Annotated in this window: 16 protein-coding genes; 12 read left to right on the forward strand and 4 right to left on the reverse strand. The window is 64.5% G+C overall.

The window, feature by feature from the left end; all coding sequences use genetic code 11:
* Positions 1-11: 11 nt before the first annotated feature.
* Together BMW76_RS06315 and BMW76_RS06320 are read right to left on the reverse strand one after the other, a co-directional pair.
* Complete coding sequence (locus BMW76_RS06315; RefSeq protein ID WP_090864183.1) at positions 12-425, reverse strand: MarR family winged helix-turn-helix transcriptional regulator; 414 nt, start codon at positions 423-425, stop codon at positions 12-14.
* 120 nt (positions 426-545) lie between these two features.
* Positions 546-1718: an HPP family protein gene (locus BMW76_RS06320; RefSeq protein ID WP_407668890.1), complete on the reverse strand. Its 1173-nt coding sequence runs from the start codon at positions 1716-1718 to the stop codon at positions 546-548.
* Positions 1719-2142: 424 nt separating this feature from the next.
* On the opposite strand from BMW76_RS06320, the gene phaP reads away from it, so the two are divergent.
* Positions 2143-2562, forward strand: a complete 420-nt coding sequence (gene phaP / locus BMW76_RS06325; protein WP_090864187.1) for a phasin family protein — start codon at positions 2143-2145, stop codon at positions 2560-2562.
* A gap of 36 nt (positions 2563-2598) precedes the next feature.
* Here phaP and BMW76_RS06330 read toward each other — a convergent pair whose 3' ends face one another.
* Positions 2599-3663, reverse strand: coding sequence for a zinc-binding metallopeptidase family protein (locus BMW76_RS06330; protein ID WP_090864360.1), 1065 nt, complete (start codon positions 3661-3663; stop codon positions 2599-2601).
* Positions 3664-4017: 354 nt separating this feature from the next.
* Between BMW76_RS06330 and BMW76_RS06335 the strand changes: the two genes are divergently transcribed.
* The 11 genes from BMW76_RS06335 (at position 4018) to BMW76_RS06385 (ending at position 19089) form a co-directional block, all read left to right on the forward strand.
* A complete protein-coding gene (locus BMW76_RS06335; protein ID WP_090864189.1) occupies positions 4018-7464 on the forward strand; it encodes a transglutaminase family protein in 3447 nt (1148 codons plus the stop codon).
* Between the two features lie 42 nt (positions 7465-7506).
* A complete protein-coding gene (locus tag BMW76_RS06340) occupies positions 7507-10140 on the forward strand; it encodes a circularly permuted type 2 ATP-grasp protein (protein WP_090864191.1) in 2634 nt (877 codons plus the stop codon).
* Positions 10137-11036 carry a transglutaminase family protein gene (locus BMW76_RS06345; protein WP_090864193.1) on the forward strand — a complete coding sequence of 300 codons (900 nt, stop codon included), beginning with the start codon at positions 10137-10139 and terminating at the stop codon, positions 11034-11036. The genes BMW76_RS06340 and BMW76_RS06345 overlap by 4 nt, the downstream gene beginning before the upstream one ends.
* A gap of 96 nt (positions 11037-11132) precedes the next feature.
* Entirely contained in the window at positions 11133-11558 is a 426-nt protein-coding gene (locus BMW76_RS06350; RefSeq protein WP_090864195.1) for a MarR family winged helix-turn-helix transcriptional regulator, read from the forward strand.
* A gap of 63 nt (positions 11559-11621) precedes the next feature.
* Positions 11622-12065 carry a MarR family winged helix-turn-helix transcriptional regulator gene (locus tag BMW76_RS06355; protein ID WP_090864362.1) on the forward strand — a complete coding sequence of 148 codons (444 nt, stop codon included), beginning with the start codon at positions 11622-11624 and terminating at the stop codon, positions 12063-12065.
* 76 nt (positions 12066-12141) lie between these two features.
* A complete protein-coding gene (locus BMW76_RS06360) occupies positions 12142-13257 on the forward strand; it encodes an HlyD family secretion protein (protein WP_090864198.1) in 1116 nt (371 codons plus the stop codon).
* A gap of 22 nt (positions 13258-13279) precedes the next feature.
* A complete protein-coding gene (locus tag BMW76_RS06365; protein ID WP_090864200.1) occupies positions 13280-14860 on the forward strand; it encodes a DHA2 family efflux MFS transporter permease subunit in 1581 nt (526 codons plus the stop codon).
* 58 nt (positions 14861-14918) lie between these two features.
* Positions 14919-16373 carry an efflux transporter outer membrane subunit gene (locus BMW76_RS06370; protein WP_090864202.1) on the forward strand — a complete coding sequence of 485 codons (1455 nt, stop codon included), beginning with the start codon at positions 14919-14921 and terminating at the stop codon, positions 16371-16373.
* A gap of 67 nt (positions 16374-16440) precedes the next feature.
* The gene (locus BMW76_RS06375; RefSeq protein WP_090864205.1) at positions 16441-17625 is read left to right on the forward strand and encodes a thiolase family protein; all 1185 of its coding nucleotides are present in this window, start codon (positions 16441-16443) and stop codon (positions 17623-17625) included.
* Between the two features lie 157 nt (positions 17626-17782).
* Positions 17783-18718, forward strand: coding sequence for a 2-dehydropantoate 2-reductase (gene panE / locus BMW76_RS06380; RefSeq protein WP_090864207.1), 936 nt, complete (start codon positions 17783-17785; stop codon positions 18716-18718).
* 71 nt (positions 18719-18789) lie between these two features.
* Entirely contained in the window at positions 18790-19089 is a 300-nt protein-coding gene (locus BMW76_RS06385) for a hypothetical protein (protein WP_090864364.1), read from the forward strand.
* 79 nt (positions 19090-19168) lie between these two features.
* Here BMW76_RS06385 and BMW76_RS06390 read toward each other — a convergent pair whose 3' ends face one another.
* On the reverse strand, positions 19169-20686 hold the full coding sequence (locus BMW76_RS06390) for an OprD family outer membrane porin (protein WP_090864209.1): 1518 nt from the start codon (positions 20684-20686) through the stop codon (positions 19169-19171).
* Between the last annotated feature and the right edge of the window lie 100 nt (positions 20687-20786).

The following is a 20786-nucleotide window of genomic DNA, read 5'->3' on the forward strand; positions in this document are numbered from 1 at the left end:
AAGGTCGGTTTTCAAAGGTCGATTTGCGGAATGGTGAACGCGCCCTTGAGCGAGCGCAGTTCCGCGCGATGCAGTTCGGCAAGGCGCGCGAGCACCCTTTCCCCCGCTTTCAGCAGATGCACTTCCACCTGGCGCCGGTCGGTCTCGCTGATCTTGCGCTTGACGAGTTCGAGCGCTTCGCAGCGCGAGACCAGCGCGACGACGCCGTGATGCTGCGCCTGCAGCCGTTCCGCCAGCTCGCCGATGGTCGCCCATTCGCGATCGGGATAGCCCTTGATATGCAGCAGCAACAGATATTGCAGCGGCGTAATGCCTTCGCCCTGCGCGGCCTGTTCGGAAAAGCGCTCGAAGCGCCGCATCTGATAGCGAAACTCCGATAGCTGTTCGTAGTCCGCTTTATTCAATGTGCGTGTGAGTACTTTCATCTTGCTCGCGCCGAAGGGGAAACAAAAAATCTATCACAAAATGATATACCCGGCGATGCCTGCGCATCGCCGGACCAAAAGATGTATTGCTGCTGCGTTAAAAGCGCTGCGTGAACTGCATCAGGCGGCGGGGCGCTGTTGCACCTCGGCCTGCATCTGGGTCTGCCGGTAGAGACCCGCGATCAGATCGGATTGGGTAATGATGCCGACCAGCCTGTCATGCGTATCAATGACGGGAATGTGGTGATGATCGTCGTCGGCGAAGAGCGGCACCAGTTCGACGATAGGCGTGCTGGTCGCGACCGTGCGCACATGCGTCGTCATCACGGTGCTCACGAGCCGCGCGCGCGTCGCGTCGCGCTTGAACAGGCGCGCCGCAATCGTGTCCATCAGGCGCAGATCGGCCGTCTTGCCCTTGCTTGCGAGATCTGCGCGCGTGACGATGCCGACTACGCGCTGGCGTTTGTCGATGACGGGCAGCGCCTTGATCGAATGGCGCTGCAACAGATCGGCGGCCGCGCGCAGCGTCGTGTCGGGCATGATGCTGACGACGGGTGTCGACATCACGTCGCGGCACGCCAGCTCGCTGAACGTGCGCGTGTAGGCCTGCAACTGCGTGTCGCGGAACAGCGTTTCGAGGTCGTCGGGATCGATGTCGAGCAGCTCGCCGCGCCGGTTCAGCACCGCTTCGAGATCGGCGCGCGTGATGTTGTTGCCCGACACGGGCGCCTGCGGAGCGGCGGGCGTCGCGCGCGGCGCCGCATGCGGATAACGGTGGCCCGTGACGGCGTGATAGACGAGCGCCGCGCCGAGCAGCGCCGCCGACTGGATCAGGATCGGCTCGAGCACGAAACGAAAGCCGAGCGCGTGAATGGCGGGGCCGCCGAGCACGGCCGTCAGCGCGACGGCGCCTGACGGCGGGTGCACGCAGCGCAGCGCGAACATCGCCGCGATCGCCAGGGCCACGGCCATTGCCGCTGCCGCGACGGGATCGGAGATGACGCTAGCGCACGCGACGCCCACCGTCGCCGACACGAGGTTTCCGCCGATGATCGACCACGGCTGTGCAAGCGGACTCGCGGGCACGCCGAACAACAGCACGGCGGACGCGCCCATCGGCGCGACCAGCATCGGAATGCTCGCGTTCGGGCCGAGCAGCAGATGCATGCTGCCGCCCGTGAAGGCGATGCCAATCAACGCGCCGAGCGCCGAGCGCATGCGCTCGGGCCATTTGACGTTCATCGCGGCCGGATAAAAACGCGCCAGCCAGCGGAAAAAAGGGGAACTGGTCAAGATGTTGTTCTGTTGGTCGTGGTTGGGAGCGAGGCAGGCGTACGTTAAGGGAAAACCCCTCAGAACGGAAACAACTTGTGGTCATGGATATATGCCAACGTGATATAAATCCGCGCCTTCGCCGTACAGCCGGGCCTCGGCGGGGCCCGCAAATGCAGGGAAAACCCGCATCGAGCGCTTGATTCGACTACATCATGACGTGATATGAATCGGGGGCGGAACGTACATGGACCGAACAGCGGACCGCGCCAGAACGGCGTTTTGCATCGCAGCACCGCGCACGCCCAGCGCACAGGCATCTGCCGCCAGATGGCGAAACGTGCCTTCGCTGGCACGTCGCTGCATTAACGGGCATGATCGAGCCGTGTGCGCACTCGATCCCGAGCGGCACATTTCCCACCGACGCGCCCCAAGGAGATCGAGCATGGAGCCCTTTGACGCCGCCAATCCGTTCGCCGAATTCAACAAGCTATTCGAGCAGTTCAAGCTGCCCGGATTCGACGTGCCCGCCGTGATGGAAGCGCGCCGCAAGGACGTCGAGGCGCTGATCGTCGCGAATCAGACGGCCGTGCAGGGCATGCAGTCGCTCGCACAAAAGCAGGCCGAAATGCTGCGCTCGACGCTGACGGAACTCCAGGAGGTCGTGCAGAAGCAGGCGGCGGCGGGCGGCATGCCGTCGGCGCAGACGGCGGAGCTTGTTCAGCAGACGCTGCACAAGGCGCTCGCCGACATGCAGCAGCTGACGCAAGCCGCGTATCGCACGCAGGCCGACTCGTACGCGGTGATCGCGAAACGGGTCGAAGAAAATGTAGAAGAGTTGAAGGCGCTGTTGCAGAAGAAGTGACGGCGAGTGCATCGCGTAGCGGCGGCGTAGGCGCAGCTACTTGCGCGCCGACGCCTGTGCGATCACGCGATGCGCGAAGCGCAGCTTGTCGACGACGGGCGGCGCGAGCGTGAACGGATAGCCGTCGGGCATGCCGAGGCTGCGGTTCAGGCTGTTCAGCGCGTCCGTCAAGGGAAACCAGCGTTTCATCAGATTATCGAAGCTCGCTTCCTCGACGGGCGTCTGGTCGGTGAGCCGTGGCTCGTTCGACGCGGGCGGCAACAGCGCGAGCCCGTATGCCGTCGACGTGTCGAGCACATCGACGATCAGCAGATAGTGCGCCCACGTTTCGGCCCAGTCTTCCCACGGGTGCATCGTCGCGTAGGCGCTGATGTAGCGGTTCTCCCATTCGTCGGGCGCGCCGTCGCGATAGTACGCGTCGAGCGCTTCGCCGTAGTCGGCCTGCTCGTCGCCGAACCGTTCGCGAAACGGTTTGAGCCAGTGCGTGCCCGCGATCAGCTTTTCGAAGTAGTAATGCCCCGACTCATGACGAAAGTGCCCGAGTAGCGTCCGATACGGTTCGCGCATGTCCGTGCGAATTTTTTCGCGGTGCGCGTCGTCGGCTTCGGCGACGTTCAATGTGATACGGCCGTTGTTGTGGCCCGTCATTACGGGTGCGTCTTCGTCGATGTTTTCGAGGAAATCGAATTCGAGTCCGTTCTCCGGGTCCGCCTCACGCGATTCGATCGCGAGGCCGAGCGCGGCGAGCGTGTAGAGCAGCCGACGCTTCGCCGTCTCCAGCCGATACCAGTAGAGCCGGTTGTTCGGCTCGGCGAGATTCGGGATCGTGCGCGTGAGGCGGCATGAGCGGCATAGCGTGTCGGGGGCGTCGGCGGGCAGCATCCAGTTGCAGACGTTTTCGGCCGCGTAGTTGTGGCACTGGCGATGCAGCGCGCCTTTCGCGTCGGGATGCAGGCTGCGCCACTCGCCATCGCCCGCGTCTTCGAATGCGCTGATTTCACCGAGTTCGGGCACATAGCCGAGCAGCGCGTCGCAGCGCTCGCACAGCACGTTCTCGAAGAACACGCGCTGGTCGCATCGATTGCAGTGAAACGCTTTCATCGCTTCAACCCTTGATGTGAACGTGATGACCGACGGCTCTGCAGCGCGCGACATGCGGCGGCGCGAGCATACGCGCAATGTTCATGCCCCTTCGCTATTCTTCGCTATGACGTCGTTGAAGCTGCGCACATTGCGTGCGCGTTCTCTTCGCTCATGCGCCGCTTTGGTGCGCGCGAACGGGCATGCAACGCAGTCGCGTCGTCTGTCGAAGCATGCAGCAACGATGTGACGACGCGTTCGATGCAAGCGCAGTATCGACATCACTTCGCGGGCATCACTTCGCGGCGGCGCTTCAGGCAGTCAACGGCATGAAGCTTGCTTTTTGCGGCTGCCCCTTCTCGCCAGGAGTCCGGAGTGTCCATACGTGTCGCGTTGAACCATGTCACGCACTACCGCTATGACCGGCTCGTCGGGCTGTCGCCGCAAGTCGTGCGGCTGCGCCCGGCGCCGCATTGCCGCACGCCGATCCTGTCGTACTCGATGCGCGTCGAGCCCGAAGAGCACTTCATCAACTGGCAGCAGGATGCGTTCGCGAACTATCAGGCGCGGCTCGTGTTTCTCGAGCGCACGCCGGAGTTCAAGATCACGGTCGATCTCATCGCGGAGATGGCCGTCTACAACCCGTTTGATTTCTTCCTCGAACCCGACGCCGAGCAATTCCCGTTCGAGTACGCGCCCGAGTTGGCCGCGGAACTTGCGCCGTACCTTGTCAAGCGCGAGATGACGCCGCGCTTTGCGGAGTTCGTCGCGAGCATCGATCGCTCGCCGCGCCGCACGAGTGACTTTCTCGTCGACCTGAACCAGCGGCTGCAACGCGAAATCCGCTATCTGATCCGGATGGAGCCCGGCGTGCAGACGCCCGAGGAAACGCTCGTCAACGCGTCGGGCTCGTGCCGCGATTCGGGCTGGCTGCTGGTGGAGACGCTGCGTCAACTGGGACTTGCCGCGCGTTTCGTGTCGGGCTATCTGCTGCAACTCGCGCCCGATGTGAAGTCACTCGATGGCCCGAGCGGCACCGAATACGACTTCACGGATCTGCACGCGTGGTGCGAAGTGTTCCTGCCGGGCGCGGGATGGATCGGGTTCGATCCGACGTCGGGGCTGCTTGCGGGCGAGGGCCACATTCCCGTCGCGTGCACGCCGGAGCCGGGCAGCGCCGCGCCGATCGCCGGCTCCGTCGACGACTCCGAAGTCGAGTTCGCGCACGCGATGTCGATCACGCGCGTGCTCGAAACGCCGCGCGTGACGAAGCCCTATACGGAGGCCGCGTGGGACGGTGTGCTGACGATGGGCGCGCACGTCGACAGCCGGCTCGACGCAATGGACGTGCGTCTGACGATGGGCGGCGAGCCGACGTTCGTCGCGGTGCGCGACCGCGATGCCGCCGAATGGAACACCGACGCGCTCGGCCCGACGAAGCGCGGCTACGCCGTCGCGCTGATGGACAAGCTGCGCGCGTACTACGGCGCGAACGGCTTTCTGCATATCGGCCAGGGCAAGTGGTATCCGGGCGAGCAGTTGCCGCGCTGGGCGCTGTCGCTGTACTGGCGCACGGACGGCGAGCCATGCTGGCACGATCCCTCGCTTTTCGCGGACGAGCGCAGCCCCGGCCGCTACACATCGGACGATGCGCGCCGTTTCATCACGCTGCTCGCCGACAAGCTCGGCGTCGACAGCGAGCACGTTCACGCGGGCCATGAGGACACGTGGTACTACCTGTGGCGCGAGCGGCGCTTGCCCGTCAACGTCGATCCGTTCGATTCGCGTCTCGACGACGAACTGGAACGCGCGCGTCTGTGGCGCGTGTTCGATGCAGGGCTGTCGAGCGTGACGGGCTATGTGCTGCCGCTCGCGCGCGCTGATGGCGGCACAGGCGCGCGCGGCTGGACGAGCGGCGCGTGGTTCTTCCGCGACGAGCGCATGTACCTGATTCCCGGCGATTCGCCGATGGGCCTCAGATTGCCGCTCGATTCGCTGCCGTGGGTCACGAAGGCGGACTATCCGTATCAGCATGCGCACGATCCGTTTGCCGAGCCCGTGCCGCTGCGCACGTCGGCGGAACTGAGGATGCAGTATGCGGGCGTGTCGAATGCGCAGGCGCGTAGTGGCGATGCAGGCGCGGGCGCCGGTGTCAATGACATGAGCGGCACGGGCGGCTTCGGGCCCGGTACAGCGCAAGAAGACCGCGTGCCCGAGCGCGGCGAATCGGCGTCGTCTGTGATTCGCACGGCGCTGTGTATCGAGGCGCGTCATCCCGCGCGCGCGGCAGGACCGAAAGCGGAAGCCGATGCTGCCGGCGACGGCCACGCGCTGCTGCATGTCTTCATGCCGCCGCTCACGGAACTCGACGATTATCTCGATCTGCTCGCCGCCGTCGAAGCGACGGCCGCCGAACTGAAGATGCAAGTGGTCATCGAAGGCTATCCGCCGCCGCGCGATCCGCGTCTGTCCCTGTTGCAGGTCACGCCCGATCCGGGCGTGATCGAAGTGAACATCCATCCGGCGAAGAACTGGGACGAGCTCGTCGATCACACCGAGTTCCTGTACCAGGCCGCGCACGAGTCGTATCTGAGCACCGAGAAGTTCATGCTCGATGGCCGGCACGCGGGCACGGGCGGCGGCAATCACTTCGTGCTCGGCGGCGCGACGCCCGCCGACAGTCCGTTCCTGCGCCGCCCCGATCTGCTCGCGAGCCTCGTCGCGTACTGGCACAACCATCCGTCGCTGTCGTATCTGTTTTCAGGGCTTTTCATCGGGCCGACGAGCCAGGCGCCGCGCGTCGACGAAGCGCGCAACGATCAGGTCTACGAGCTCGAACTCGCGTTCGACGAACTGCAACGGCAGGTCGACCGGCTCGGCGGACACAGTGGCGAGCGGCTGCCGCCGTGGGTGATCGACCGCGCGCTGCGCAACATCCTGATCGACGTGACGGGCAACACGCACCGCGCCGAGTTTTGCATCGACAAGCTCTATTCGCCTGATGGCCCGACCGGGCGCCTCGGCTTGCTCGAACTGCGCGGCTTCGAGATGCCGCCACACGCGCGCATGAGCCTCGTGCAGCAGTTGCTGCTGCGCGCGCTCGTCGCGAGGTTCTGGAAAACGCCGTACACGGCGCGGCTCACGCGCTGGGGCACCGAGCTGCACGACCGCTTTTTGCTCGGCACGTTCGTACAGATGGATTTCGACGACGTGCTCGACGATCTGCGCGACGCGGGCTATGCATTCGACAGCGAATGGTTCGCGCCGCATTTCGCGTTCCGCTTCCCGGCCATCGGCGAGATGCACGCGAACGGCATCGCGCTGACGATCAGCGGCGCGCTGGAGCCGTGGCACGTGATGGGCGAGGAGGGCTCGGCGGGCACGACGGTGCGCTATGTGGACTCGTCGGTCGAGCGGCTCGAAGTGAAGGTGCTGGGCCTGAACGACAACCGGCATCGCGTGGCCGTGAACGGCGTGCCGCTGCCGTTGCAGCCGACGGGGCGCGTCAGCGAATTCGTCGCGGGCGTGCGCTTTCGCGCATGGCAGCAGCCGTCGTCGCTGCATCCTACGATAGGCGTGCACGCGCCGCTGACATTCGATATCGTCGATACGTGGACGGGGCGTTCGATCGGCGGATGTCAGTATCATGTCGCTCATCCGGGCGGGCGCAATTACCAGACGTTCCCGGTGAACGCGTACGAAGCGGAAAGCAGGCGTCGCGCGCGCTTCTTCACGATGGGCCATACGCCCGGTCCGCTCGTCGTGGAAACGCCGCCGCGCAGCCTGGAATTTCCGTTCACGCTCGATTTGCGGCACTGGTAAACAAACGGGTCGAACCGACAACAACAGAATCGCGATACCACCTTGGCTTTTCAATCGACCTTTCCGTTCGAAGCGGCAGCGGGCCATCCGGATGTGCTGGCGCTGCTGCGCACGATGCCGCTGCTCGATGTGCGCGAGGGCCACTGGGACGAACTGCGCGACGCATCGGGCGCGCTGCGCGAACCGTGGCGGCGCTTTTTCGAACTGCTCGGCGACGAAGGCATCGCGGGTCTCGTGACGGGGCGCGCGTCGGTTGCGCAGCAGGTGCGCGACAACGACATCACATACAACGTGTACGCGGACAAGGGCGAGCCGCGTCCGTGGGCGCTCGATCTGCTGCCGTTCATCATCGACGAAAGCGAGTGGTCGCAGATCGAGCGCGGCGTGAAGCAGCGCGCGCAACTGCTCAATGCAATCGTCGCCGATGTGTATGGCCCGCAGACGCTGCTACGCGAGAGCAAGCTGCCGCCGGCGCTCGTCTACGGACATCCGGGCTATCTGCGCGCCGTGAAGGGCTTCATGCCGCTGGGCGGCCAGTTTCTGCAGGTGGTCGGCGTCGATCTGGCGCGCGCGCCGAACGGCGAATGGACGGTGGTGTCGCATCGCACCGAAGTGCCGTCGGGTCTCGGCTACGCGCTGGAAAACCGGCTGATCGTGTCGAACGTTTTCGCCGATGCGTTCCGCGAGCTACACGTGAGCCGGCTCGCGCCGACGTTCTCGACGCTGGTCGCGACGCTCGCGGAATGGGCGCGGGCCACGATGCCGAAGGACACCGGCCCGGGCAAGACCGACAGCGCCGCACATATCGCGCTGCTCACACCTGGGCCGTTCGCGGAGACCTATTTCGAGCATGCGTTTCTCGCGCGCTATCTGGGCGTGACGCTCGTCGAAGGCAAGGATCTGACGGTGCGCAACGACATGCTGTACCTGAAGACGCTCACGGGACTCGAGCGCGTGCACGTCGTGCTGCGCCGCCTCGACGACGCGTTCTGCGATCCCGTCGAATTGCGCGCCGATTCGACGATCGGCGTGCCCGGCCTGTTGCAGGTGATGCGCGCGGGCAATGTGATCATGTCGAACGTGCCGGGCTCGGGCTTTCTCGAATCGCCCGCGATGCACGGCTTTTTGCCCGGCATCGCGCAGACGCTGCTCGACGAGCCGTTGCTGCTCAACGGCGTGTCGACGTGGTGGTGCGGCGAGGACGCCGCGCGCGAGCACGCGTTCGCGAACATGGAAGAAGCGTTTCTTCAGCCGACGTGGCCCGCCCGCACTCCGATATCGCCCGATGGACCGCCTGGCATCGCGCGCGGCGTGCAGCGGCTCGAAGAGTGGCGCGGCCGCATCGAGCGTTCGCCCGATGCGTTCACGATCCAGCAGCCGTTGCCGTATTCGTGCACGCCGCGCTACGAGGACGGCGCGCTCGGCAACCGGCCGTGCGTGTTGCGCGCGATTGCCGTCGCCGATGCGAACGGCGGCTGGCATGTGCTGCCCGGCAGTTTCACGCGTCTCGCGGCGGAGCGGCAGTCGTCAGTGTCGATGCAGTTCGGCGGCAGCAGCGTCGATACGTGGGTGCTGTCGAGCCATCCCGGTTCCGCGTTCACGCTGTTGCCTTCGCCGCTCAAGCCCGCCGATCTCGCGCGCAAGCATCGCACGGTGTCGAGCCGCGCGGCGGAGAATCTGTTCTGGAGCGGCCGTTACGGCGAACGCGCGGAAAACAACGTGCGGATTCTGCGGCTGATACTCGGCTCGCTCGAAAGCAATGGCGCGGACACGATGTTCTCGACGCTCGTCGAACTCGCGCTGCATTTCGGTCTCGTGCAATCGGGCGACATGGTTGCGGGCCAATCGTTGCAGGCATTCGAGCGCACGCTGGTCGCGAATCTGCACGAGAGCACGGGCGCTTACAGCATCGGCCAGAACCTCGCGAGCCAGGCGCGCGCGAGCGGCGAGATTCGCGGGCGGCTGTCGAACGATCACTGGCGCATCACACTCGCCGCGCGCAACGACTTCCGCGATGCGCTGCACGAGCTGACGCCTGCTGCGGCGGTGTCGTCGAATGCGTCGTCGCGCGGCAAGGCGCGCTACAACCGCGTCACATTGATGGACGCGCTCGAGCATCTCGCGACGCAGCTCGCCGCGATCAGCGGCTCGCAAGGCGATCGCATGACGCGCGACGAAGCGTGGCGCCTGATGTTCGCGGGCCGGCATATCGAGCGCGTGTGGGCGATGACGTCGATCTTGCGCATCGTTGCGATGCAGCGTCAGATAGCGACGCCCGCCGGCTTCGATCTGCTGCTGCAACTGTTCGACAGCACGCTGACGTATCGCTCGCTGTATCCGGGGCGTTTCGAAGTGCCCGCGCTGCTCGATCTGCTCGTGATCGAGCCGACCAATCCGCGCGGCCTGTATGGCGTGTATGCGCGACTGTGCGCAAAGCTCGACGATATTTCGAATGCGGCGGGCGGCGGGCGTCATCGGCCGTTCAGCGATCTGCTGCCGCATACGCGCATGCTGCCGTCGCTCGAACGACTGTGCGCGACGGACACCAACGGCATGTACGCGGAACTGGTTTCGCTGTGCGACCGTCTCGCGATGAGCGTCACGGCGGCCGCGAATGAAGTCAGCGCGCGCTATTTCAGCCACGCGAATACATTCGCCGCGCAGGTGTCGTCATGAAGGGCACGAAAGGCGAAGAGACCTTGCTGTCCGTGTCGCATCGCACGACCTATCACTATTCGACGCTCGTCGAAACGGCGCAGCATCTCGCGACGATCCGGCCGCTCGCGTGCGCATGGCAGCGTGTGGTCGCGCACACCGAGCGCATCGAGCCGGAGCCTTCGTATCTGCATAGCCGCATCGACGCGTTCGGCAACGACGTGCTGTATTTCGCGCTCGATGCGCCGCACGAACGTTTGCAAATGATCAGCGAAACGACGGTCGAATTGGCGCCGCGCTGGACACGTCTCGATCCCGACGCGACGCCCGCATGGGAAGCGGTCGCGGATTTGCTTCGTTTTCGCGCGGGCGGCGCGTGCCATCCGCAGGTCGAGTTCTGCTTTGCGTCGCCGAATATCGCGTTGCGGCCGTCGTTGCGCGACTACGCGCTGCGCAGTTTCAAGCCGGGCACGCCCATCGTCGCGGGCGCGATCGATCTGATGCATCGCATTCACGCGGACTTCGACTACAGGCCATCGGCGACGATGTTCGATACGCCCGCCGAACGCGCGTTCGATATGAAGAGCGGCGTTTGCCAGGACTTCGCGCAAGTGATGATCGGCTGTTTGCGCGCGCTCGGTCTGCCGGCGCGCTACGTGAGCGGCTATTTGCGCAACGATCCGCCGCCGGGCCAGCCGCGGCTGATCGGCGCGGACGCGTCGCATGCGTGGGTGTCCGTGCATTGTCCAGAAAGCGGCTGGATCGACCTCGATCCGACCAACGACGTGCTCGCCGACATGGACCACGTGACGCTCGCGATCGGCCGCGATTACAGCGACGTGTCGCTGCTGCGCGGCATGATACTCGGCGGCGGCGCGCATCGCGTCGAAGTTGCCGTCAGCGTGCTCGCGCTCTGAACGGCGATTCTCTGAGCGGCGACCGCAACAATGAATTTCACCCCGACGCCGCTGCGCAGTTTGACAGCGTGCATACGCACATATAGACTGCCGTTCATGAGCAAGCCCATTTCCCACGACGATTGCAACTGCTTCGCGCTGCGCCAGGCGGCGCGCTACGTCACGCAGATTTACGAGCGCCATCTGGGGCAGGTTGGCGTGACGGCGGCTCAGTTCACGATTCTCGCCAAGCTCGCGCGCAAGCGGGGCCTGACGATGGCGGAACTCGCCGACACGATGGTCATGGAGCGCACGACGCTCGTGCGTGCGCTCAAGCCGTTGCAGCGCGATGGTCTGGTGCTCAGCGAGCCGTCGCCGCATGACGGGCGCACGTTCCAGTTCAGTTTGTCGGATGCGGGCAAGAAGACCTTCGAGCAGGCCGCTCTTGCATGGCGCGCCGCGCAGGACGAGTTCGAAGGCAAGTTCGGCCGTAGCCGCGCCAAGGCGTTGCGCGCGGAACTGTTCAACCTCACGTCGTCGTAATCCCATTGTGTTTTTTGGTGCGTCGAAAGACGCGTTCGATCAAATCGATTTATTGGTGTGCATATGCACGTAGAGACCGAGACGCCCGAAGTGCAGTTATCGCCCGACGACGATTGCTTCGCGATCCGGCAGGCGGCGCGCTTCGTGACGCAGCTTTACGACCGGCATCTCGCGCGCGTCGGCCTCAAGACGACACAGTTTTCGATCATGTGCCGGCTGCGCCGCCGCAAGTGGATGACGATGAAGGAACTCGCGGATTCGATGGTGATGGAGCGCACGTCGCTGGTTCGCGCGATCCAGCCGCTGCAACGCGACGGGCTCGTTTTCACGGAAGCGTCGCGCAGCAATCGGCGCGTGCTGACTGTGATGTTGACGTCGGCGGGTGAAGAACGTCTGAAGCAGGCTCGCGAGCATTGGCATGCGGCGCAGCAGGAATTCGAGGAACGCTTCGGCACGCAGCGTGCCGCGTCGCTTCGAGAAGAACTGTTCGATATGACCAGGCGGTAGAGGACTCAGCAGGAAATACAGCGGCGCTTTCACGCGCTTTTTTTCAATGCTTTCCGGTGCATACGCACATTTAAACATGTCTACTTCACCTTCCGTTGCACCGCCGAGCGTCGCCGGCGCCGCGAAACAGACCCGCAGCATTCCGTGGATGTTGTTAGCGGTGATCGCCGTGATAGTCGTGATCGCGGCGGCGGGATCGTACTGGTTCTTCGTCGGCCGGTTTATCGAAACAACTGACGATGCGTACGTGGGCGGCGACGTCACCGTGCTTGCGCCGAAGGTGAACGGCTTTGTCACCGATGTGCTGGTGCAGGACAACCAGTACGTGAAAGCAGGGCAGGTGCTGATCCGCCTCGACGCGCGCGACTACGATGCGCGTCTCGCGCAGGCCGGTGCCGAAGTCGCGAGCGCGCAGGCGTCCGTGACGGAACTCGAAGCGAAGAAGTCGCTGCAACTCGCGACGATCAACGAGCAATCCGCCGAGGTACGTGCATCGAGCGCCGAGCTTACGCGCAGCGCGTCGGACTCAACGCGCTATCGGCAACTGGTGAAGGACGATGCCGTGTCGAACCAGGTCGTCGAGCGCGCGGACGCGGATCTCCTGAAAGCGCGCGCCGCAGTGGACCGCAGCGGCGCAGCGCTGATCGCGGCGCAACGTCAGTTGAGCGTGCTCGACGCGCAGATCGGCGATGCGCATGCGCGTGTCGCGACAGCCGAAGCGGCGCAGCGCGTGGCCGCGCTGAACGTCGAGTACACGACGATCCGTTCCCCCATCGACGGCTATGTCGGCAATCGCACGGCGCGCGTCGGCGTGCTCGCGAATGTCGGCGTGTCGCTGCTGACGGTGGTGCCCGCGAGCGGCCTGTGGATCGACGCGAACTTCAAGGAAGACCAGTTGAAGAAGATGAAGGTCGGCGATACCGTCGACGTCGATCTCGATGCGTCGAGCCATCGCATCGAAGGCACCGTCGAGAGCCTCGCGCCTGCGACGGGCGCGACGTTCAGCGTGCTGCCCGCCGAGAACGCCACCGGCAACTTCACGAAGATCGTGCAGCGCGTGCCCGTGCGTGTGCGCCTGTCGGTGCCGAAGGAGATGCAGGGCGTGCTGCGACCGGGCCTCTCCGCGACGGTGAAAGTGCATCTGCGCGGCGACGGCGAGACGGCGCGCGACGCTGCCCGCGCGGCTTCGTAACTCGACGGATGCAACGCCCATCATGAGCAAGACGACATCCGTTCCGATGAATCCCGCCGATCTGCCGACGGGCACCAAAGTCTTCGCGTTCTCGCTGCTGTGCCTCGGCTTCTTCATGGCGACGCTCGATATCCAGATCGTGGCGTCGTCGCTGAAGGATATCGGCGGCGGACTGTCCGCGAGCCAGGACGAACTCTCCTGGGTGCAGACCTCGTATCTGATCGCCGAGATTCTGGTGATTCCGATGTCGGGCTGGCTCACGCGCGTGTTCTCGACGCGCTGGGTATTCGCGTTCTCCGCATTCGGCTTCACGCTGACGAGCATGCTGTGCGGCCTCGCATGGGACATCAACTCGATGATCCTGTTTCGCGCGCTGCAAGGCGCGCTCGGCGCCGCGATGATTCCCACCGTGTTCACGACGGCATTCGTGCTGTTTCCGGGCAAGCAGCGGCTGATCGCATCGACGACGATCGGCGCACTCGCGTCACTCGCGCCGACGATTGGCCCGGTGATCGGCGGCTGGATCACCGATCAATGGTCGTGGCACTGGCTCTTCTATCTGAACCTCGTGCCGGGCGCGCTGGTGACGGTGCTGGTGCCGCGCTTCGTCAACGTCGATCATGCCGATCTGTCGCTGCTCAAGCGCGGCGACTATCTTGGCATCCTGCTGATGTCGGGTTTTCTCGGCTGCCTCGAATACGTGCTCGAAGAAGGCCCGCGCAAGAACTGGTTCGGCGATCACGCGATTCTGTTCTGCACGTGGATTTCCGTGATCTGCGGCTTCCTGTTCCTTGTGCATGCGTTCACCGCGAAGGAGCCAATCGTCGATCTGCGCGCGCTCGCGATCCTCAACTTCGGCATCGGCAGTCTGCTGTCGTTCATCACGGGCATCGGGCTTTTCTGCGCAGTGTTCCTCACGCCCGTGTTCCTGTCGCGTGTGCGCGGTTTCGATTCGCTGCAGATCGGTGTCGCGCTGCTGTCGGTCGGCTGCTTCCAGTTGATCGCGCTGGCCGCGTACTCGTTTCTGGCGCGCTTCGTCGACATGCGTCTCCTGATGGTGTTCGGGCTGATCTGTTTCGGCGTCGGCTGTTATCTGTATGTGCCGCTGACGAATCAGTGGGGCTGGCACGAACTGCTGATTCCGCAGGCGCTGCGCGGCATCGGCCAGCAGTTCTGCGTGCCGCCCATCGTCACGATGGCACTCGGTTCGCTGCCGCCGTCGCGGCTCAAGTCCGCGAGCGGGCTCTTCAATCTGATGCGCAATCTGGGTGGAGCAATCGGCATCGCCGTATGCAGCACGATGCTCAACGACCGCCTGAACCTGCATTACGAACGGCTCGACGAACACGTGAGCGCGGGACGTCCCGTGATCGAAGCGCTGCTGCGCGATCAGGCCGCGCATTTCGCGGCGGTCGGGGGCGATGTGCTGAACGGCGCGGCAGCGGGACTCGGTGCACTGCACGCACTGTTGATGCGCGAAGCGCTCGTGCTCACGTTCTCCGATACGTTCCTCGCCGTCTCGCTGTGCTTCGTCGTCGGTCTCGCGAGCGTGCTGTTCTCGCGGCCTTTCGGCAATACCGCGCCGCCGCCCGATGCGCACTGAAACGCGCGCAGCTCATTCAACCGCTGCTCATTCAACGATCCCGACTGGAAAACCCGACATGAAATCGATCGTAGCCAAAGCGCTCGCCGTTGCTGCCGCGATGACACTCGCCGCGTGCGCCGTGCAGCCCGCGACGCACGCCGATTTGCCGCTGACCGTGAAGACGGTCGCGCCCGACGCGTGGAGTGTCGATGCGCCCAAAGACACCGTCGATGCCAACGCATGGTGGTCGCAATTCGGCGACCCCACGATGCATCGGCTTGTCGATATCGTGCTCGGCGACAACCTCGACGTGAAAGCGGCCGTCGAGCGCGTGAAGCAGGCACAGGACATCACGAAGCAGCAGCGCGCGGCGCTCGCGCCGCAACTCGACGCAGGCGCGACGGCCGCGTACGAGCGGCAGAACACGCCGCCGCCGCTCGGCTATGTGAAGAAGGCGGGCGTCGGCTTGACGGCCTCGTGGCAGCCCGACGTATTCGGCGGCGAGCGGCTTGCCGTGCTCGCCGCGCAGGCACAAGCGACGGGACGCCAGTCGGCGCTCAACGAGTTGCGGCTTGCGCTGGCCGCGAACACGGCGGCTGCGTATATCGACTTGCGCTGGGCGCAGGCGCAATTGCAGATTATCAATGACAACGAGCAGATTCGCAGCCGCGCGCTGAAGCTCACGCAGGAGCGCCTGCAATACGGGCTGTCGACGCAACTCGACGTCGCGCGTGCGCAGAACCAGTTGCAGGATTTGCAGGCGCAGACTCCGAAGATCAGGTCGGACATTCAGCACGACATGAGCCTGATCGCGGTGTACGCGGGACGCACGCCGGAAAGCGTCGGCAGCCTGCTGATCGACGAAGCGCGGCCGATTCCCGTGCCCGCGCAAAGCGTGCCGCAGACGCTGCCCTCCGAAGCGCTGCTGCGTCGTCCCGATGTTCGCACCGCTTATGCAACCGTCGAGCAGCGCGCGGCCGAAGTGGGCGTCGCGAGAGCGGACCGCTATCCGAAGTTCCGCTTGAGCTTGAGCGACGGCATTCTTGCGTCGTCGTATCTCGGCATGCCGACGCTGACCGACAACCTCTTCAGCGCAGCGCTGAGCGCGACGAGCCCGATCTTCAACGCGGGCCGCATCACCGCGCACATCGACGAAAACGAAAGCCGCATGCGTGAATCGCAGCTTGGCTTGCAGCAGACGATGCTGAACGCGCTGAAGGATATCGAGGACACGCGCAGCGATCTCGTCAACGGCGATGCGCAGGTCGCGAAGCTCGCCGGCGCGCTCGATGCATCCGGTCATGCGCTGCGGCTGTCGAATGAACTGTACAAGGGGGGCGCGTCGAGCTTTCTCGATGTGCTCGCGGCGCAGGAGGCGTATCTGCGTGACGCCGAATCGTTGAATCAGGCGAAGCGCGAGCATGCGCAGGCGGCCGTCGCGCTGTACCGCTCGCTGGGTGGCGGCTGGGACGCGCCCGCCGATGGCGATATCGCGAAGACGCGGCCTTCGACGGACGTGGCCGCCAACTGAAGCCTTCAACGAAGCGCCTCGTTCACGCGAGGCATCGAAGTGCAGTAGTTCAACTTGAGGAATAGCGATGAATGCACGCGATGTAGTGATTGCCCATCCCGTCCGCACGCCGATCGGCGCGTTCGGCGGGTCGTTGAAAGAAGTCCCCGCGACGCGGCTCGGCGCTATTGCCGTGCGCGAGACGCTGCGGCGTGGCGGGATCGACGCGAAGACGTTGTCGTCGGTGGTGATGGGCAACGTGATCCAGGCAGGCAACAAGATGAACCCCGCGCGGCAGGCGTCGATCGGCGGCGGCGTGCCCGTGTCGGTGCCCGCGCTGACGGTGAACCGCGTGTGCGGATCGGGCGCGCAGGCGATCGTATCGGCCGCGCAGGAGATCGCACTCGGGCTGGGCGACGTGGCTGTCGCGGGCGGCATGGAGAACATGGACCGCGCGCCATATCTGCTCGAAAGCGGCCGCTGGGGCAGCCGCATGGGCAACGCGCAGGTGCACGACAGCATGCTGCGCGATGGGCTCGTCGATGCGTTCTCGAACGAGCACTCGGGCTGGCACACGGAAGACCTCGTGAAGAAAGCCGAGTTGACGCGCGCCGCGCAGGACGAATGGGCGGCGCGTTCGCAACAGCGCTTCGTGGCCGCGCAGGAACGCGGCGCATTCGACGCGGAACTCGTTGCCGTCGAAATCGAAGGACGCAAGGGCACCGTGCAGTTCGCACGCGACGAGCAGCCGCGCGCCGACACGACGGTCCAAACGCTCGCGAAGCTGCGCCCCGCGTTTCGTCCCGATGGCACGATCACGGCGGGCAATGCGCCCGGCCTCAATAGCGGCGCGGCGGCGATGATCGTCGCGGGACGCGACTATGCGGACGCGCATGGCATCGAAGCGTCGGCGCGGCTCGCCGCGTTCGGCATCGCGGCCGTCGAGCCCGGCATGTTCGGACTCGGCCCCGTGCCCGCCGTGCAGATCGCGCTGGAACGCGCAGGCTGGAAGCTCGGCGATGTCGATCGCGTCGAGATCAACGAGGCGTTCGCGGCCGTGCCGCTCGCGGTCGCGCAAAAGCTCGGGCTCGCGCACGACATCATCAACGTCGAAGGCGGCGCGATCGCGCATGGCCATCCGATCGGCGCAACGGGCGCCGTTCTCACGACGCGCCTCATCCATTCGATGCGCCGCGATGGGTTGAAGCGCGGCATCGTTACGCTGTGCATCGGCGGTGGGCAGGGCATTGCGCTCGCGATTGAAATCGTTTGACGTGCGGTTGGTCGGCATGTGAGGACTCGCGGCGGGTTGGGCAAGCCCGCTGCGGTCCGCGAAGATTTACGACATACTGCATATGCACAGACATCGCACGCGACCGCATGAAGCCGCGCGCGATGCCCACGAACGGAAGATGACCCAAGGAGGAGCAATGCGAATTCTCGTAGTCGGCGCGGGTGCTACAGGTGGATATTTCGGCGGCCGTCTTGCACAGGCGGGCCGCGACGTCACGTTTCTCGTGCGTGCGAAGCGCGCAGAAGAACTGCAACGCTCGGGGCTCGTCATCAGAAGTCCGCGCGGGGATGTGACGTTGCGCGACGCGAAGACCGTGCTCGCGGATCAGATCAGCGAGCCGTATGATCTCGTGCTGCTGAGCTGCAAGGCCTACAGCCTCGACGATGCAATCGAATCGTTCGCGCCCGCCGTCGGCGAAGCGACGATGATCCTGCCCGTGCTGAACGGCATGCATCACATCGATGTGCTGAAAGAGAAGTTCGGCGCATCGAAAGTATTGGGCGGCCAGTGCGTGATCGCCGCAACGCTCAATCGCGAGCGCGAAATCGTGCATTTGAACGACATGCATTCGATCGGCTTCGGCGAACTCGGCGGCGGCATCAGCGAGCGCGTGCGCGCGATCGCGTCGACGTTCGAAGGCGCGGGCTTCGATTCGGCGGCGGCCGACAACATCCTTCAGCAGATGTGGGAGAAGTGGGTATTCCTCGCGACGCTTGCGGCCACCACCTGTCTGCATCGCGCCGCCATCGGCGACATTCTGAAAACGCCGGATGGGCGGCGCGTGATCGAAGGCATGTTGGGAGAATGCAAGGCCGTCGCGGCGTCGAACGGGTATCCGCTCGGCGACGCATCCAATGCCCGCGCGCAGACGATTCTCTTTGCCGAGGGCTCGCCGTTGACGGCATCGATGCTGCGCGATATCGAAGGGCAGTCGCGCATCGAGGCGGATCATATCGTCGGCGATCTGATCGCGCGCGGCGGCGATGCGCAACAACGCGCGCTGTCGTTGCTGCGCGTCGCGTACAGCCATCTGAAAGCATACGAGGCGCGGCAGGCGCGGCAATCGGCTTAGGCCGCGAATGCAGGGCGATGCGTTCGGAAGCTGACGTAGAATCGACGGCACTGACTCACGCGAGGTGGATCATGCCCACTCCTCAAGGATCGGTGCCCGCCCTCTGCACGGCTTCCGCGACGATGTTCTCGATCGGGATCATCTTTCTCGGCTACTGGGGCCTGCAGGAAGCAGGCGACTGGACGCTCGCCGACAAGTTCGTCGCGGGAATCGCGATACTAGGCTTTGCGTTTCTCGGGCTCGTGCCGTGGATGGCGACGAGTCCCGTCGAACCGGAAACGAGTGACGCGAAAATTCGCATCGCGCGCGTGATGTTTCTAACGGGCGTGATCGCAGTGTGGCTGGCGATCGTGGTGTCCGTTATCTTCTGAACATTGATGCGGTCCGTTCTTGCGCTTGCAGGCAATCGAATGGCGATGCCCGCAAGCATGAACAGCATCGACGCTCCGCTTAGAACACCTTCACCGGCACATTCACGACAAGCCGGTACTCCATGTTGTCCGGGTCCGAGTAATGCGCGGTCGACTTGTGATACATCGCGATGAACGTGATCTTCGTGTCCTTGAAGCGGCCGCTTTGCAGCGTATAGCTTGGAATAAAGCCGATTTCATGGTGCGTGCCGTGCACGAACTCGCCATTTCGCGTGTACGGGCCGATCGCATTGGAAGCCGCGCCGGCCGACGCATCGGCGCCCCAACCCGTCACACCCCATACCATCGCCTTGAAGCCGGGCAGACCCGCATACTTGCCATCGAACGTGTACCGCAACTGAAATGACTTCTCGTGCGGCGCGTTGTAGTCCACGTCCATCGAGTTCACGAGATAAATGCCGTTGGTCTCGTTCACATAGTCGAAGAACTGGTCGCCGAGAATCTGCTGATAGCCGAGCAGCACCTGATGCGGACCATGCTGCGCCGACAGCGACAGGCTGTACGCATTGTTGTTGATATGCCCTTGCAGCGCGGAACCCATTTGATGCGTCGAGTAGATGTTCGCGAGGCCCGCCCACTTGACGCTGTTCACGTCGCCGATCGAATGTGAGATCGACGCGTAGAACTGATTCCACACGTCTTCCGCCTGGTCCGCGTACAGCGTGACCGTGCCGTTCGGCGAATAGTCCCAGTTGCCGCCGAAGTACGAGAGGCGCTTGAACGTCGTGCCGCCATACGACGTGTTCATATCGGTCAGGTTCGTGTGGCCGCGCGCGTCGACCTTCGTGAAGCTGCCCGCCTGCAATGTGACGTTGTGAATGTCATTGCTCACGGCCGATATGCCGAGGAACGTCGGCGGCAACGAGCGGTTGTCGTGCGGTTCAAGGAACGGATTGTTGTCGACGATCTGCAAGCCGTACTTGACGACCGTCTCGGAGATGCGCCCCTTGATGTCGTACATGCCCGGATACGCCCACGCGAGCTGATCGGAGCCGCCGCCGCCTTTGCGCACATGCACCATGTTGCCCGCGCCATTACCACCGTCGAGCTTCAACGCGGCGAACAGCGACGCATCGACGCCAAGACCGACGAGCCCTCGCGTATAGCCGGATTCGAAGTTCGCCTGCATGCCTTGAACCCACGCGTGACGATGCGGCCCGCCTTCGTTGTCGAAATGGTCGGCGTAGTTGCGGAACAGCAGATTCAGATGGCTATCGGCGACGAGGCCCTTGCTCTTCGCCTGGCTCGACAACTGCTCGGGCGGCGTGACGGCCTGGGTGGCTTCGGCATTGATGACGGCGTTGTTCGTTTCGGGCGTCGCTTGAGCGAGCGTCGTGGCCGCCGGTTTGGCCTTCGCTTGCGGCGCGGGCGCAGCCTGCGCTGCGGTTTGCGGTGTGGTCTGCGCCACGGCTGCGCTTGCAGCGGCGGGAATGGCCGCGTCATCGGCGAGCGCGCTCGTCGCCATCGTCAATGCGGGCAGGCCGATTGCCAGCAGCGCGAGTGTCGAGGCTGCTGATGTGGTTCGTTGGGTTGTCATTGAAACTCCAGCTTTTTTCTAGTTGATTGAACAGTGGCGCGGCGGTCGGCCGAACCACGCTTTCGCCCGTTTCCACCGTCGCGGAAACGAACGCCTCCCT

Source organism: Paraburkholderia diazotrophica, from assembly GCF_900108945.1.
Classification (GTDB): Bacteria; Pseudomonadota; Gammaproteobacteria; order Burkholderiales; family Burkholderiaceae; genus Paraburkholderia; species Paraburkholderia diazotrophica.